Origin of the sequence: Aeromonas sp. s9 (assembly GCF_040907765.1) — a bacterium.
Taxonomy (GTDB): domain Bacteria; phylum Pseudomonadota; class Gammaproteobacteria; order Enterobacterales; family Aeromonadaceae; genus Aeromonas; species Aeromonas caviae.
The window spans coordinates 23110-37219 of the sequence record NZ_JBFOCK010000103.1 but is presented as its reverse complement, the minus strand read 5'-3'; the positions used below and the strand labels follow the sequence as shown (position 1 = coordinate 37219).

At 63.3% G+C, this 14110-nt stretch carries 13 protein-coding genes; 10 read left to right on the top strand and 3 right to left on the bottom strand.

What is annotated here, in order from left to right:
* The first annotated feature begins 151 nt into the window (after positions 1-151).
* Entirely contained in the window at positions 152-1678 is a 1527-nt protein-coding gene (gene norR / locus AB5Y54_RS19875) for a nitric oxide reductase transcriptional regulator NorR (protein ID WP_114523031.1), read from the top strand.
* Positions 1679-1761: 83 nt separating this feature from the next.
* Here norR and AB5Y54_RS19870 read toward each other — a convergent pair whose 3' ends face one another.
* Positions 1762-2766 (bottom strand): substrate-binding domain-containing protein, encoded by a 1005-nt coding sequence (locus AB5Y54_RS19870; protein WP_010672385.1) that lies wholly within the window; start codon positions 2764-2766, stop codon positions 1762-1764.
* A 435-nt stretch (positions 2767-3201) separates the two neighbouring features.
* Here AB5Y54_RS19870 and AB5Y54_RS19865 point away from each other — a divergent pair, with 435 nt between their 5' ends.
* The 6 genes from AB5Y54_RS19865 (at position 3202) to AB5Y54_RS19840 (ending at position 9077) form a co-directional block, all read left to right on the top strand.
* A complete protein-coding gene (locus AB5Y54_RS19865) occupies positions 3202-4323 on the top strand; it encodes a branched-chain amino acid ABC transporter substrate-binding protein (RefSeq protein ID WP_039041003.1) in 1122 nt (373 codons plus the stop codon).
* Between the two features lie 66 nt (positions 4324-4389).
* On the top strand, positions 4390-5316 hold the full coding sequence (livH, locus tag AB5Y54_RS19860) for a high-affinity branched-chain amino acid ABC transporter permease LivH (RefSeq protein ID WP_010672383.1): 927 nt from the start codon (positions 4390-4392) through the stop codon (positions 5314-5316).
* Between the two features lie 82 nt (positions 5317-5398).
* Positions 5399-6667, top strand: a complete 1269-nt coding sequence (locus tag AB5Y54_RS19855) for a high-affinity branched-chain amino acid ABC transporter permease LivM (RefSeq protein WP_039041002.1) — start codon at positions 5399-5401, stop codon at positions 6665-6667.
* Positions 6664-7437 (top strand): high-affinity branched-chain amino acid ABC transporter ATP-binding protein LivG, encoded by a 774-nt coding sequence (livG, locus tag AB5Y54_RS19850; RefSeq protein ID WP_010672381.1) that lies wholly within the window; start codon positions 6664-6666, stop codon positions 7435-7437. The genes AB5Y54_RS19855 and livG overlap by 4 nt, the downstream gene beginning before the upstream one ends.
* A 10-nt stretch (positions 7438-7447) precedes the next feature.
* The gene (locus AB5Y54_RS19845) at positions 7448-8149 is read left to right on the top strand and encodes an ABC transporter ATP-binding protein (RefSeq protein ID WP_010672380.1); all 702 of its coding nucleotides are present in this window, start codon (positions 7448-7450) and stop codon (positions 8147-8149) included.
* 82 nt (positions 8150-8231) lie between these two features.
* Positions 8232-9077 (top strand): AraC family transcriptional regulator, encoded by an 846-nt coding sequence (locus AB5Y54_RS19840; protein WP_049636364.1) that lies wholly within the window; start codon positions 8232-8234, stop codon positions 9075-9077.
* On the opposite strand, the gene AB5Y54_RS19835 is transcribed toward AB5Y54_RS19840, so the two are convergent.
* Positions 9056-9649, bottom strand: coding sequence for a LysE family translocator (locus AB5Y54_RS19835; RefSeq protein ID WP_010672378.1), 594 nt, complete (start codon positions 9647-9649; stop codon positions 9056-9058). The two genes, AB5Y54_RS19840 and AB5Y54_RS19835, sit on opposite strands and share 22 nt — an antisense overlap.
* Before the next feature lie 163 nt (positions 9650-9812).
* On the opposite strand from AB5Y54_RS19835, the gene glpE reads away from it, so the two are divergent.
* Both glpE and glpG read left to right on the top strand, forming a co-directional pair.
* Positions 9813-10136, top strand: coding sequence for a thiosulfate sulfurtransferase GlpE (gene glpE, locus AB5Y54_RS19830; protein WP_368154224.1), 324 nt, complete (start codon positions 9813-9815; stop codon positions 10134-10136).
* Between the two features lie 29 nt (positions 10137-10165).
* Positions 10166-10999, top strand: a complete 834-nt coding sequence (gene glpG, locus AB5Y54_RS19825) for a rhomboid family intramembrane serine protease GlpG (protein WP_368154232.1) — start codon at positions 10166-10168, stop codon at positions 10997-10999.
* A gap of 59 nt (positions 11000-11058) precedes the next feature.
* On the opposite strand, the gene AB5Y54_RS19820 is transcribed toward glpG, so the two are convergent.
* The gene (locus AB5Y54_RS19820) at positions 11059-13476 is read right to left on the bottom strand and encodes a VolA/Pla-1 family phospholipase (protein ID WP_048209332.1); all 2418 of its coding nucleotides are present in this window, start codon (positions 13474-13476) and stop codon (positions 11059-11061) included.
* Between the two features lie 301 nt (positions 13477-13777).
* On the opposite strand from AB5Y54_RS19820, the gene AB5Y54_RS19815 reads away from it, so the two are divergent.
* On the top strand, positions 13778-14035 hold the full coding sequence (locus AB5Y54_RS19815; protein ID WP_010672374.1) for an accessory factor UbiK family protein: 258 nt from the start codon (positions 13778-13780) through the stop codon (positions 14033-14035).
* Positions 14036-14110: the final 75 nt, after the last annotated feature.

Genomic DNA, 14110 nt, shown 5'->3' with positions numbered 1-14110 from the left:
AATAGTGGATGTTCAACTGAACCAGCTATTGCAGCGGACGTGCCAAATTGTAACCCATTGTTTTTAATGGCTTCGCACATCACTCGTTGTCATTAAGACACCACACCTTTATAGTCAAAATCACAAACATACTGTCATTTGGACAATTATCGTGATCTCGACCGACAGCCTGGCGCGCATCGCCCTCGACCTGCAACTCGGCATCTCCCATCAGGACCGCTTCCACCGCCTGATCCAGAGCGTGCGCAGCCTGCTGAACTCGGATGCCTCGGCCCTGCTGCGCTACGAGGGGGGCCAGTTCATCCCGCTGGCCATCGACGGCCTGATGCAGGACGTGCTGGGGCGCCGCTTCGCCCTCAAGGATCACCCGCGCCTCGAGGCCATCGCCCGCGCCGGGGATGTGGTGCGCTTCCCTGCCGACAGCGCCCTGCCCGACCCCTATGACGGCCTGCTGCCGGATCACGACGACTTCAAGGTGCACGCCTGCGTCGGCCTGCCGCTCTTCTCGGATCAGGCGCTGATCGGCGCCCTGACCATAGACGGCATGAACCCGACCCAGTTCGACGGCATCAGCGACGAGGAGCTGCGGCTGGTGGGGGCTCTGGCCGCCGCCGCCCTCGACAACGCCCTGCTGCTGGAGCGGCTCGCCCGCCAGAGCAGCGAACCCCTCGCTCCCTCCACCCAGAATGGGCCGGGCCAGCCCGAGATGATTGGCCGCTCCCCCGCCATGGCCCGGTTGCGCCACGAGATAGACGTGGTGGCAAGCTCCGAGCTGAACGTGCTGATTTTGGGGGAGACCGGGGTCGGCAAGGAGCTGATCGCCAAGGCGGTGCATGGCGGCTCGCCCCGCGCCCATGCCCCCCTGGTCTACCTCAACTGCGCCGCCCTGCCCGAATCCGTGGCCGAGAGCGAGCTGTTCGGCCACGTGAAGGGGGCCTTCACCGGCGCCATCCACAATCGGGCGGGCAAGTTCGAGCTCGCGGACAAGGGCACTCTGTTTCTCGACGAGATAGGGGAGCTCTCCCTGGCGCTGCAGGCCAAGCTGCTGCGGGTGCTGCAATACGGCGATCTGCAGCGGATCGGTGACGACACCCCGCTCAAGGTGAATGTGCGCATCCTGGCGGCCACCAACCGGGATCTGAAACAGGCGGTGGTCGAGGGGCAGTTTCGGGCCGACCTCTACCACCGGCTGAGCGTCTTCCCGATCCACGCCCCGGCACTGCGGGAACGTCCGGGCGACATTCCCCTGCTGGCCGGTTACTTTTGCGAGCGCTGCCGGCTCGGCCTGGGGCTGGAGCAGCTGCGTATCCAGCCACAGGCGCTGCAACTGCTCGAGCGCCACGACTGGCCCGGCAACGTGCGGGAGCTGGAGCACGCCATCCACCGCGCCGCCGTGCTGGCCAGGGCCGAACAGGGCAGCCCCTCGCCGACCCTGGAGCCCCACCACTTCAACCTGGGGCCGACGGGCTCATCCCTGCCCGCCGACACCGTCAGCCAGCCCACCTCCCCGGCCATTGCCGGCCTCGGCCTTCGCGCCGCCACCGATCTGTTCCAGCGCCAGCTCATCGAGCAGACCCTGACGGCCCATGACGGCAACTGGGCCGCCACCGCCCGGGCGCTGGATCTGGACGGCGGCAACCTGCACCGCCTCGCCAGGCGGCTCGGTCTCAAGGCCTGACGCCCCCAGATACGAGAGGGGCCCAAAAACAGAAACCCCCTCGCTGGCGAGGGGGTTTCTTGTTCATGGCACCCGTGGCGCCGTCAGCGCAGGGACTTGACCGAGCGGCGGACGATGAGCTCGGGCTGCACCGTCATGGACTCCACTTCCAGCTCCTTGTTGCGGATCCGGCTCACCAGTTGCTGCACCGCCAGCAGGCCGAGCTCGGCCTTGGGGTGGCGGATGGTGGTGAGCGGCGGGCTGGAGAAGCGCGCCATCTCCACGTCGTCATAGCCGATCATGGAGATATCGTCCGGCACCTTGACCCCGGCCTCCCAGGCGGCGCAGATGGCACCGATGGCCATGGGATCGTCGAAGGCAAAGACCGCGGTCGGGCGAGGGGTGAGGGCCAGGATGCGCTGCATGGCATCGAAGCCGCTCTGGCTCTCGTAGTCCCCTTCGAAGATCTGCTCTTCTTTCAGGGTCATCCCCTGTTCAGCCAGGGCATCGCGCACCCCGTCCAGCCGTTGCTGGGTAGTCGGCTTGGCGAGATGGCCGGTGATGCAGACGATGTTGGTGTGGCCCTGCTCCAGCAGATGGCGCACCGCCAGACGCGCGCCGATGCGGGCGTTGTCGTTGATCACGTTGGCGAAATCGCACTCGTTGCCCCAGTCCAGCACCACTTGCGGCACGTTTTTGTGGATACGCAGCATGTCCCTGAACTGGGTGTCGATATCGGTCCCCAGCACCAGCAGACCGTCGACCCGCTTCTCCATCAGCATGCGCAGATAGTGCTGCTGGCGGGGCGGCTGGTTCTCGGTGTTGCACAGGATCAGGCTGTAACCCTGCTCGAAGCAGTAGGCTTCCACCCCCTGTACCACTTCCGCGAAGAAGGGGTTGGCACTGGTGGTCACCAGCATGCCAATGGTCTTGGTCGAATTGATCTTGAGACTGCGCGCCACCGAGTTGGGCGCGTAGTTCAGCTCTGCCACCGCCTCAAGCACTTTCTGGGTTGCGTCTTCGCTGACCCGACGGGTGTGATTGAGTACATGTGAGACGGTGGAGATGGATACGCCTGCGCGCGAGGCGACATCCTTGATAGTTGCCATCTCTGTCTCCTGAATAACAAAGGCGGAACAGTAGCAGATTTCCCGAATAAAGGCTTGGTTTTAACGGGTGCTGCCAGTGAATTATCAATGCTGGCTAATCTATGCGGTCATTTCTTTTTGCGCAAACGGATTTTGGTCAAAATGAGAGCGGACGCAGAATGAAATATCGTCAGTTTTTTACTCTGGAAATTGTCACCATGACAATTTGTTATCTGTATGTTGCACCACCTTGGCGACATTAAACTCCAGTAAACAGCAATAAACTGCGTGTTAGTTTCACAAAACCCCTCTCACACCTGCTCCGGTTAGTATCTTTAACATCTTGTTATTGCCCGGCGAGGAATGATAGAACCTTATCTATCGCCGGGCTGGCGGGACACAGGCTCGGAATGACGTGCATAAAATGAAACAATTCACTGATTAAGGGACGAATCAATGCATAACTTCAGCAAAATGGCAGTCAGAGCAGCGGTTTCTTTGGCTCTGTTTGGATCAGTTTCCATGGCCAATGCGGCCGATACCATCAAGATCGGCATCGCCGGCCCCCTGACCGGCCCGGTCGCCCAGTACGGTGACATGCAGTTCACCGGCGGCAAGATGGCGGTCGAGCAGATCAACAAGGCGGGCGGCATCAAGGGCAAGCAGATCGAAGCCGTCATCTATGACGATGCCTGCGATCCCAAGCAGGCCGTGGCCATCGCCAACAAGGTGATCAACGACGGCGTCAAGTTCGTGGTCGGCCACCTCTGCTCCGACAACACCCTGCCCGCCTCCGACATCTATGAAGATGAAGGGGTCCTGATGGTCACCCCCGCCTCCACCAATCCCAAGATCACCGAGCGCGGTTACCAGCTGACCCTGCGTACCATCGGTCTGGACAGCGACCAGGGCCCGACCGCCGCCAAGTACATCATCGAGCAGGTCAAACCCCAGCGCGTGGCCGTCATCCACGACAAGAAACAGTACGGTGAAGGCATCGCCTCCAGCGTGAAAGCCGCGCTGGACAAGGCCGGCGTCAAGGTCGTTGCCTATGAGGGCATCACCGCCGGCGACAAGGACTTCTCCGCCCTGATCGCCAAGCTGCAAAAAGAGAACGTCGACTTCGTCTACTACGGCGGCTACCACCCCGAGCTGGGTCTGATCCTGCGCCAGGCTGGCGAGAAGGGTCTGAAGGCCAAGTTCATGGGTCCGGAAGGCGTGGGCAACAAGGACATCTCCGCCATCGGCGGCCCGGCTTCCGAAGGCCTGCTGGTGACCCTGCCGAACAAATATGACCTGGTGCCGGCCAACGCCCCCATCGTAGAAGCGTTCAAGGCCAAGGGTCAGGACTCCTCCGGTCCGTTCGTCTGGACCACCTACGCCGCCATGCAGGCCCTGGCGGCCGGTATCGCCAAGGCGGGCGAGGATGATCCGGCTGCCGTCGCTGCCGCCATCAAGGCCGCACCGATCGACACCGTGATGGGCCCCCTGACCTGGGCGCCGAACGGTGACCTGAAAGGCTTCGAATTCGGTGTGTTCCAGTGGCACGCCGACGGTACCTCCACTCAACTCAAATAATCTGCCGGTCGGGGTGACGTGAGTCACCCCTCCTTTCTTTGCGGGCAAGTACACAGGGAACGCGGTATGTCCGAACACCTTCTTTATCTGGTTCAGCAGTTGCTGAACGGATTGACCATAGGCAGCACCTATGCGTTGATCGCCATCGGCTACACCATGGTCTACGGCATCATCGGCATGATCAACTTCGCCCACGGCGAGGTCTACATGATCGGCTCCTATGTCGCCTTCATGGTGATGGCCGGGCTCATGATGATGGGCATCGACAGCACCGTGCTGCTGCTGGGGGGCGCCTTCCTGGTCAGCATCATCATCACCGGCAGCTATGGCTGGTCCATAGAACGGGTGGCCTATCGTCCACTGCGGGGCGGCAACCGCCTGATCCCCCTCATCTCCGCCATCGGCATGTCGATCTTCCTGCAGAACATGATGCGGATGGCCCAGGGCTCGCGTGACATCGCCATGCCCACTCTGATCTCCGGGGGCTGGACCCTCGGCGGCGAGGATGGCTTCCAGGCCAGCCTCTCCTACATGCAGCTCATCATCTTCGTGGTGACCTTCGTCACCATGCTGGCGTTGACCCAGTTCATCGGCCGCTCCCGCATGGGGCGTGCCTGCCGAGCCTGTTCCGAAGACATCAAGATGGCCAACCTGTTAGGGATAGACACCCACGTGGTCATCTCCATCACCTTCGTGCTGGGGGCCGCCCTGGCCGCCGTCGCGGGGGTGCTGCTCGGCATGTACTACGGTGTCATCAACCCCTATCTCGGCTTCATGGCGGGCTTGAAGGCCTTCACCGCCGCGGTATTGGGCGGCATCGGCAGCATTCCCGGCGCCGTGCTGGGCGGCCTGCTGCTCGGCGTGGTGGAAGCGCTCACCGCGGGCTATCTCAGCACCGAGTACAAGGATGTGATGGCGTTCGCCCTGCTCATCTTCGTGTTGCTCTTCATGCCCACCGGCATCCTGGGTCGTCCGGAGGTCGAGAAGGTATGAAAAACCAATCTATGCATGCCCTCGTGCTGCTGTTCATGACCATCACTGGCATTCTCGGCCGTCCGGAAGTGGAGAAAGTCTGATGAAACGTCAATTTATCCATGCCTGCATCGCCAGCCTGGTGCTGCTGGTGCTCTCCTTCTGGCTGCTCGGCTTCAAGCTGGAGACCGATGGCTCCCGCCTGCTGGTGGTGAGCCGCCTCGATGTATCGCTGGCCTGGCTGCTGGGGGGCGCCACCATCGTCTTCTGGTTCCAGATGCTGCGCGGCCAGATAAGCCGGCTGTTCCAGGCCTCCATCAGCGGCTTCTCCGTCGGCTTCACCAAGCTGGTGCTGCCAAGCCCCGAAGAGGCCCCCAAGCTCTATAACCTCACCGCCGTGCTGGTGCTGCTGTTTGCGGTGAGCTGGCCCTTCATGGCCTCTCGCGGCGCCATCGATCTGGCCACCCTCACCCTGATTTACATCATGCTGGGGCTGGGACTGAACGTGGTGGTGGGCCTCGCCGGTCTGCTCGACCTCGGCTACGTCGGCTTCTATGCGGTCGGCGCCTACAGCTACGCCCTGCTCAACACCTACTTCGGTCTGAGCTTCTGGGAGTGTCTGCCCATCGCCGGTCTGCTGGCGGCCACCTTCGGCTTCCTGCTCGGGTTCCCGGTGCTGCGGCTGCGGGGGGACTACCTGGCCATCGTCACCCTGGGCTTTGGCGAGATCATCCGCATCCTGCTCAACAACATGACCACCCTGACCGGCGGTCCGAACGGGATCTCCGGCATTCCGAAACCGACCCTGGGGGGGCTCGAGTTCAACCGCACCGTCAAGGATGGGGGCTTTGGCACCTTCCACGACTTCTTCGGCATCGCCTACAACGCCAACCACAAGGTGATCTTCCTCTACCTGATGGCCCTGGTGCTGGTAGTGGCGACCCTGTTCGTCATCAACCGCCTGCTGCGCATGCCGCTCGGCCGTGCCTGGGAGGCGCTGCGGGAAGACGAGATCGCCTGCAAGTCCCTGGGGCTCAACCCCACCATCATCAAGCTGACCGCCTTCACCATAGGCGCCTGCTTCGCGGGTTTTGCCGGCAGCTTCTTCGCCTCGCGCCAGGGCTTCATCAGCCCGGAATCCTTCGTCTTCATCGAGTCGGCCATCGTCCTTGCGATTGTGGTGCTGGGAGGCATGGGATCCCAGATCGGGGTCGTGCTGGCGGCCATCGTGATGACGGTGCTGCCGGAGCTCGCCCGCGAGTTCAACGAATATCGCATGCTGATGTTCGGTCTCTTGATGGTATTCATGATGATCTGGCGGCCGCAGGGACTGCTGCCCATGAGTCGACCCCATATGGAGCTGCGTAAATGAGCAACAATCAACCATTGTTGGATGTCTCAGATCTGTCGATGCGCTTTGGCGGCCTGCTCGCAGTCAACGGCGTCAAGCTGGATGTGGAAAAGGGGGAGGTGATCTCCATCATCGGCCCCAACGGGGCGGGCAAGACCACCATCTTCAACTGCCTGACCGGCTTCTATCGCCCGAGTGGCGGTGTCATTCGCTACAAGGGTGAGGAGATCCAGGGGTTGCCCGGCCACCTCATCGCCCGCAAGGGCATAGTGCGGACTTTCCAGCACGTGCGCCTGTTCAAGGAGATGACGGCGGTGGAAAACCTGCTGGTGGCCCAGCACAGGCATCTCAATACCGGCTTCATCGCCGGCCTGTTCAAGACCCCCTCCTTCCGCCGCGCCGAGAAAGAGGGGCTGGAGCAGTCCGCCTTCTGGCTGGAGAAGGTGGGCCTCAAGGATCTCGCCAACCGCGCCGCGGGCAACCTGGCTTACGGCCAGCAGCGCCGCCTCGAGATCGCCCGCTGCATGGCGACCCGGCCCGAACTGCTGATGCTCGATGAACCGGCCGCAGGTCTCAATCCCAAGGAGACCGACGAGCTCAACGAGCTCATCTCCAACCTGCGAGACGAGTTCGGGGTCTCGGTGCTGCTGATCGAGCACGATATGAAGCTGGTGATGGAGATCTCCAACCGCATCTTCGTGGTCAACCAGGGCACCCCGCTGGCCCACGGCAAACCGGACGAAATCCGCAGCAATCCGGCGGTGATCAAGGCCTATCTGGGCGAGTCGTAAGGACAAAAAGATGTTAGAACTTCGCAACGTATCGACCCACTACGGCAAAATTCAGGCGCTGCACGACGTCAGCGTCGAGGTGAAAGAGGGGGAAATCGTCACCCTGATCGGCGCCAACGGCGCCGGCAAGACCACTCTGCTGATGACCCTGTGTGGCGAGCCCAAGCCCAGCAGCGGTTCCATCTGGTTCGAGGGGGAGCAGATAGACTCTCTCACCACCGCCCGCATCATGCGCAAGGACATCGCCGTGGTGCCGGAGGGGCGCCGCATCTTCGCCCGCCTCACGGTGGAGGAGAACCTGCTGATGGGGGCCTTCTTCGTCGACAAGGCGGAGCAGCGCGGCCTGCTGGATCAGATATTTACCTTGTTCCCCCGCCTGCACGAGCGGCTGGAGCAGCGGGCAGGCACCATGTCCGGCGGCGAGCAGCAGATGCTGGCCATCGGCCGCGCCCTGATGAGCAAGCCGCGCCTGCTGCTGCTGGATGAACCCTCCCTGGGACTCGCGCCCATCGTCATCCAGCAGATCTTCGACACCATAGAGCAACTGCGCCAGAAGGGGATGACCATCTTCCTGGTGGAGCAGAACGCGAACCAGGCGCTCAAGCTGGCGGATCGCGGCTATGTGCTGGAGAACGGCCGGGTGGTGCTGCAAGACACGGGAGAGGCCCTGCTGGCCAACCCCGCCGTCCGCCAGGCCTATCTCGGCGGCTGAGGATGCAGCAACCATCGTCACCCTTCCCCTGCCGCGCTCCCCGAGCCCGGCAGGGGAACAGCCCCCCGCCGAGGAGCACATTGTGAGCCGTGCGCGGGCGACGCAGGATCAGCACCACTTCTGGCACGATCCCGCCCTGCCCTTCATCGAGGCGCGGGCGGTGCAGGATGGCCGGCGCGTCTGCTATGACAAGCACAGCCACCCCCACTTCTCCATCGGTGCCATCACCGGCGGCCACAGCCACTACCTCAACCAGCGCAGCCTGCAAGAGGTCGGCCGCGGCAGCCTGGTGCTGATGAACCCGGAAGAGGTGCACGCCTGCAATCCCGTCGCTGACCAGCCCTGGTCCTATCTGATGTTCTACATCGACAACCTCTGGTTGCAGCGCCAGCAGGAGGAGGCCGGGCTCGGCAACGCGTTTCGCCCCTTCGACATGACCGCAAGCCGGGATCCCCTGCTCTACCAGGGGCTCTGCCGGCTTCATCGGCAACTGGTGGCGGAGCCGGATCCCCTGGCTCGCGAAGTGGCCTGCCACCTCTTCAGCCGCCAGCTTCTGGCCAGGCTCACCCCGGCCAAGTGGGATGACCGCCCTCCCCGGCACCTGCAGCAAGCCGCCGAGCTGATGCAGGACGAGAGTGCCTGCGCCCTCACCCTGGCACAGCTGAGTGCGGTGGCCGGGCTTACCCCTTCCTACTTCGTGCGTACCTTCAGCCGCCACTACGGCATGACGCCCCACGCCTACCTGCTCGATCAGCGCATTCGCCACGCCCGCACCCTGCTGCGCCAGGGGCAGCCCCTGGCGGAAGTGGCCCTTGCCAGCGGTTTTGCCGATCAGGCCCACTTCCAGCGCCAGTTCAAACGCCGGGTGGCCGCCACCCCGGGCCAGTACAGAGCGCAGCTCGCCCCTCAGGACGAGCGCACCAGATAGGCGGCGCTGAGCAGCAGCAAGAGCGCCATGGCCCGATTGAACCAGCGCAACCGGCGGGGAGAGACCAGCCACCCCTGCAATCGGCTGCCCGCATAGGCCCAGCAGGCGATGGAGCCGAGGCAGATCACCAGATAGATGCCGGTAAAGAGGGCGATCTGGCTCATGCCGCCCGCGATCCCATAGGCTCCCATCCCCATGCTGGCGGCGAGCCAGGCCTTGGGATTGAGCCACTGCATCAAGGCCCCGTACCAGAAAGCGGGGGGTACGCCCTCCACTTCCTCCACCTCGCCGCTGTCCACCAGCAACTGCCAGGCCATCCAGCCGAGAAAGAGCACGCCGCCCCAGTGAATGGCCCCCAGCGCCACAGGCCAGCGGGACAGGGCGCCGCCAAGACCCAGCCCCATCAGCAGGAGCAGCAGGATGAAGCCGAGGGTGGCCCCCACCACGTGGCGCAGGCTGGCCGTGAAACCGTACCGGGCGCCGGTGCCAAGGGCGACCAGATTGACCGGCCCCGGGGAGATGGACATGGCCAGGGCAAACCCGGCCATGGATAACAGCAGACTGAATTCCATGGATGATGCTCGTTCAATTGAGGGAAGCCCGAGCCTACCCGGCCCGGGCGGCCCGATATTGAAGAAAATTGCGATCCCCTGGATGCCGCCCCCATTGCACACTTAGCGCAAACCGCCGCTTGCGGTAAACTGCCCTTCAACCCTCCATTTTCAGGACATCTCAATGGACCAGTTTGCCCATATCAGCGCCCATGATGCCCACCAGAAGCTGAGCGCAGGCGAAGCCCGTCTCGTGGACATTCGCGATCCCCAATCCTTCGAGACGGCCCACGCGGTCGGCGCCTTCCACCTCACCAACGGCACCCTGGTTCGCTTTATGAACGAGGTGGACTTCGATACCCCTGTCATCGTGATGTGCTATCACGGCAACAGCAGCCAGGGGACGGCCCAGTACCTGCTGCAACAAGGCTATGACGAGGTCTATAGCCTGGATGGCGGTTTCGAGGCCTGGCGCAGGGAGTTCCCCATCCAGGCGGGGGACGCATGACAGAGGCGGGTCGTTCCTCCTCGACCGGCATGATCCAGCTGCTGGTGCTGGGTGACGCCCGCATGGCCCAGGCGCTGGTGGATTATCTCGCTACCCTGGGCATTTCGTGCGAGCTGACCCAGTCCGAGCTCGGCGTCTCGGTCTGGCTGGCAGACGAACGGCGCCTCGCCCAGGCCCAGCAGGAGGTCAAACGCTTCCTGAGCGAACCCAATCACCCCCGCTACATGGAGGCCTCCTGGCAATCCGGCCATGCCGATGCCCGGATCGACTACAGCAAGGGGATGACGGATCCGGTCACCGATTTCCTTCACCAGGCGGGCCCCCTGACCCTGGTGGTCATCATCGCCTGCCTGGCCATCTACGCTCTGGATGCCATCGGCCTGCCCATCTTCGACGAGCTCGCCTTCCACCCCACCCTGGCCCAGTTCACCGACTGGCAGGCCTGGCGCTACGTCACCCCGGCCTTCATCCACTTCTCGGTGGTGCACCTGGTGTTCAACCTGTTGTGGTGGTGGTATCTCGGTGGCCAGATAGAGCAGCGCCTCGGCAGCGGCAAGCTGTTCATCCTGCTCATCGTCGGGGCTGCCCTGCCCAATATCGCCGAGTTCTTTGCCAGCGGCCCGCGCTTTGGCGGCCTCTCCGGGGTGGTCTATGCCCTGCTCGGCTACAGCTGGCTGCGAACCAGGCTGCAACCGGATTGCGGCCTCGCCATGCCGCCAGCCCTGATGGGCTTCATGCTGGCCTGGCTGGTGCTCGGCTTCTTGGACATGCTCGGTACCCCCACCGCCAACATGGCCCATTTGGTCGGCCTGCTGGTCGGCCTTGCCCAGGGCTGGCTGGACAGGCACCACAGGCCAGCCTGAGCCGATTTATCATAAAAAAACGCCGCCCCAAGGGGCGGCGTTTTTATTGGTCGGCCGGCTTACTGCTTGAGCAGGCTGGCGTCGGTCACCTTGACCGCGGTACCGCCACTTGCGAAGAAGCTGCCGAACTGGGTCTGCATCTCGGTGGTGACGGCGCCGGTCGGATCGAAGTTCTCGTCCGGTGCCAGCAGCGAGCTGTGACCCCCGGCCACGAAGCGGGCCGCTCTGTGGTTGGCGGCGCCGGTGGCGGTCAGCGGTTGCAGGGCCAGGACCTTGAACAGCGGCTCGGTGCCACCCAGGGGGGCGGTGGCGATGCTGTTCGGGATCACTCGATCCGACAGGCTCAGGGCGCCGTCGCCGACGATTTCGGTGGCAAACAGCGGGAAGTCCGCCGCGATACCGCTCCCCAGGTTGATGGGGTCTGCCGAATCCAGCACCGACTGCGCCGCGAAGCTGTAGCTCTGCAGGGTGCTGGCCGCCGTGGCCTGGGTGGCCGCATCCTGGCTCGGCAGGAACTCGTTGACGAAGCAGGTCGGCACCGCCGTCTTGCAGTTCGGGGCGTAGGCGGTGAAGGCTGCCTTCAGGGCCGCACTGCCAGCGGTCAGCACGCTCATCTGGATGGTCGGGCCGAAAGTCGGCGAGTTCAGCAACAGCGGCGCTATGCCGCCACCCGGCATGGCCAGGCCGCCAGTGTCGAACTTGAACAGGGCGTCTGCCGTCGGGTTGCCAACAGACTGGTTGGCCACCGCCAGCAGGTTGGCCCCCGCGATGGCACCCAGAGAGTGACCCAGGAAGTGTACCTTGAGGCTGCCAGCAGTGCCGATAGCCCCCTTGGCATTTGCCAGCCCCACCGCCAGACGCAGGCCCAGCAGATCCGCCACGCTCTGTTTCAGGTTGTCGCGGGCCACGGTCAGGTAGCTCAGGTTCAGGTAGGGGGTCGGGTTGTCGGAGGTGGTCACCGAGTCCATGCTGCCGGTCAGGGCGAAGCCGCGTTCACCGTGCAACGGATGATCGATCACCACCACGGCCACGTTCTTGCTCGCCTGGGCACCGGCACCAATCTGGCCAAGGGCCAGGGCGTAGGCGTTCTCCTTCACGGAGGTGACGCCGTGCTGATAGATGATCACGTCGGTGATGTTCGCCAGCGGTGCGGCGGCGAAGATCCGCATCGGGACGGACTGCACCTCTTCCAATGCCGGCAGCGGGTTGAAGCGCCCGATATTCATCTCGGGATCCAGCGCCTTGCCGCCGGAGGTGAGGGTCACCCCGATCAACTTGCTCGCCTCCGCCAGCAGCTCGGCCTGGCGGCTCGGATCGGCGATGAGTTCGCCCAGCAGGGCCGGATCCACACCCGCCCCCACCAGGCCGCCGATCACTTCGGCATCCTGGGCCTTCAGGGCGTTCGCGATGGCGTAGAGGCTGGGGATGGCACCGTGCCAGGACTGGGTCTTCGCCTTGTCCCAGGAGCCGGCGGTGGCCGGGGAGGAGAGGAAGTAGGGCAGCTTGACGGTGCCGCTGTAGACGGTGGTGCCCAAGGCCAGATTGTGGAGTGGAGTGCCGTCACCAAAAGCGGCGGCAATCGCATCCTTCTGCTCCTGGGGCAGGAAGTTCTCGGCGTCCAGCTGGGTCAGGAAGGGGCTGCCGCCGCTCACCGACAGGGTATAGGTGCCAGGCAGGCTGGTATTGCCCAGGGCGTCCTGCTTCCACAGAGCGGCGGCGTCCAGGGTCGGGCTCTTGAGCACGGATGCGGCCGCCCCTTTCACCGCCACCAGCACGTCGGCGCCGGACTGGGTACCGAACCAGTCGGAGAAGATCACGTGATCGCTGGTGATGCCGGTGGCAGCCTTGAACAGCCCTTCCTGCAGCGCAATCAGGCCGCTGATGGTCTGCTCCTGGGCGTTGCTGCCGGTGCTGGTCTTGTAGTTGCTGTAGTCGCTCCCCGGTCGCAGGGGGGCACCCGTGCTGTCTTTGAGGGTATCGGTCGCCACTATCATGTAGTAGGAAGAGGGGTTGAGCGGCTTGAGCGGCACCAGATTCAGCTTGCCGGTCGTCTCAGCCACCACGAAGTCCACTCCGTAGGTCAGCACCTTTTTCACGCCGCTCGGACGCAGGGCCGCACTGTCAAACTCCAGCTCCATCAGGTAGAGGGGTGCCACGGAGGCTGCGAATTCAGCAGCGGCCGGCGCCTTGACCTGGATGCCGGAGGCCGTCACCGGCACTATCTGGATCGCCTGGGTAGTCGACCAGCCATCCAGGGTGGAGAGGGCGGACACCGGGTTGGAGAGATCCGCCGTTTCCGTGGAGAATTTCAGGGTACCGTCGGTCGCACGGGCTGCCAGGGCGCTGGGTCGGACTGCATTGGAGCCGCTCAGCAGATAATCGAGATAGCTTGAGGTATCGCCTGTGTTGTCGTCACTGCCACCACAACCGCTCAGCAGCGCACTGACGACGGCCGCGTAAATTAGCTTTTTCTTCATATCCTTATCTCTTTTATGTTGTTATCCATGATGAGCCTGACGGGGTAGGGTTCAAACCCGACCGAATCATATTAACAGCAACGCAACAATTAATAAGCCTCTGGTCAGTCATCTGATCTGATTTTTTTGTGTACACCATCAAGGAATTGGAATTGATTCCCGGTGTCACAGGGTAGCAGCCAGGGTGCATCAACCAGACCCGACCAGAGCCCGATGGGATCCATGGCGCAAAAAGCCGCCCCGATCTCGGCAAAGGGGACGATTTGTCGGTAGAATGGCGCCATTGCTTAAGGAGACCCCCATGATCGACCCGAAAAAACTGGAAGAGATCGCCAAACAGATACACAACGCCCTGCCCCCCGGCATTCGCAGCATGGGTGAAGAGGTGGAGAAAAAGACCCGTCAGGTCTTGCAGGCCCAGCTCAACAAGCTGGATCTGGTGAGCCGCGAGGAGTTCGACGTGCAGACCAAGGTGCTGCTGCGCACCCGGGAGAAGCTGACCGCCCTCGAGGCCAAGCTGGCCCAGCTCGAGCAGCAGCTCGCTGCCAAGGGCGAATGATCCGGCGTGACCCGCCGTAGATAGCACAAACCCCAGCCAGGCTGGGGTTTGTCGTTTTTATGGGGACAACGAGTT

What these genes read in the sequence shown, in the direction of transcription:
- AB5Y54_RS19870 (WP_010672385.1), bottom strand. Translation starts at nt 2,766, where the DNA reads ATGGCAACTATCAAGGATGTCGCCTCGCGCGCAGGCGTATCCATCTCC.
- AB5Y54_RS19865 (WP_039041003.1), top strand. Translation starts at nt 3,202, where the DNA reads ATGCATAACTTCAGCAAAATGGCAGTCAGAGCAGCGGTTTCTTTGGCT.
- livH (WP_010672383.1), top strand. Translation starts at nt 4,390, where the DNA reads ATGTCCGAACACCTTCTTTATCTGGTTCAGCAGTTGCTGAACGGATTG.
- AB5Y54_RS19855 (WP_039041002.1), top strand. Translation starts at nt 5,399, where the DNA reads ATGAAACGTCAATTTATCCATGCCTGCATCGCCAGCCTGGTGCTGCTG.
- livG (WP_010672381.1), top strand. Translation starts at nt 6,664, where the DNA reads ATGAGCAACAATCAACCATTGTTGGATGTCTCAGATCTGTCGATGCGC.
- AB5Y54_RS19845 (WP_010672380.1), top strand. Translation starts at nt 7,448, where the DNA reads ATGTTAGAACTTCGCAACGTATCGACCCACTACGGCAAAATTCAGGCG.
- AB5Y54_RS19835 (WP_010672378.1), bottom strand. Translation starts at nt 9,649, where the DNA reads ATGGAATTCAGTCTGCTGTTATCCATGGCCGGGTTTGCCCTGGCCATG.
- glpE (WP_368154224.1), top strand. Translation starts at nt 9,813, where the DNA reads ATGGACCAGTTTGCCCATATCAGCGCCCATGATGCCCACCAGAAGCTG.
- glpG (WP_368154232.1), top strand. Translation starts at nt 10,166, where the DNA reads ATGATCCAGCTGCTGGTGCTGGGTGACGCCCGCATGGCCCAGGCGCTG.
- AB5Y54_RS19820 (WP_048209332.1), bottom strand. Translation starts at nt 13,476, where the DNA reads ATGAAGAAAAAGCTAATTTACGCGGCCGTCGTCAGTGCGCTGCTGAGC.
- AB5Y54_RS19815 (WP_010672374.1), top strand. Translation starts at nt 13,778, where the DNA reads ATGATCGACCCGAAAAAACTGGAAGAGATCGCCAAACAGATACACAAC.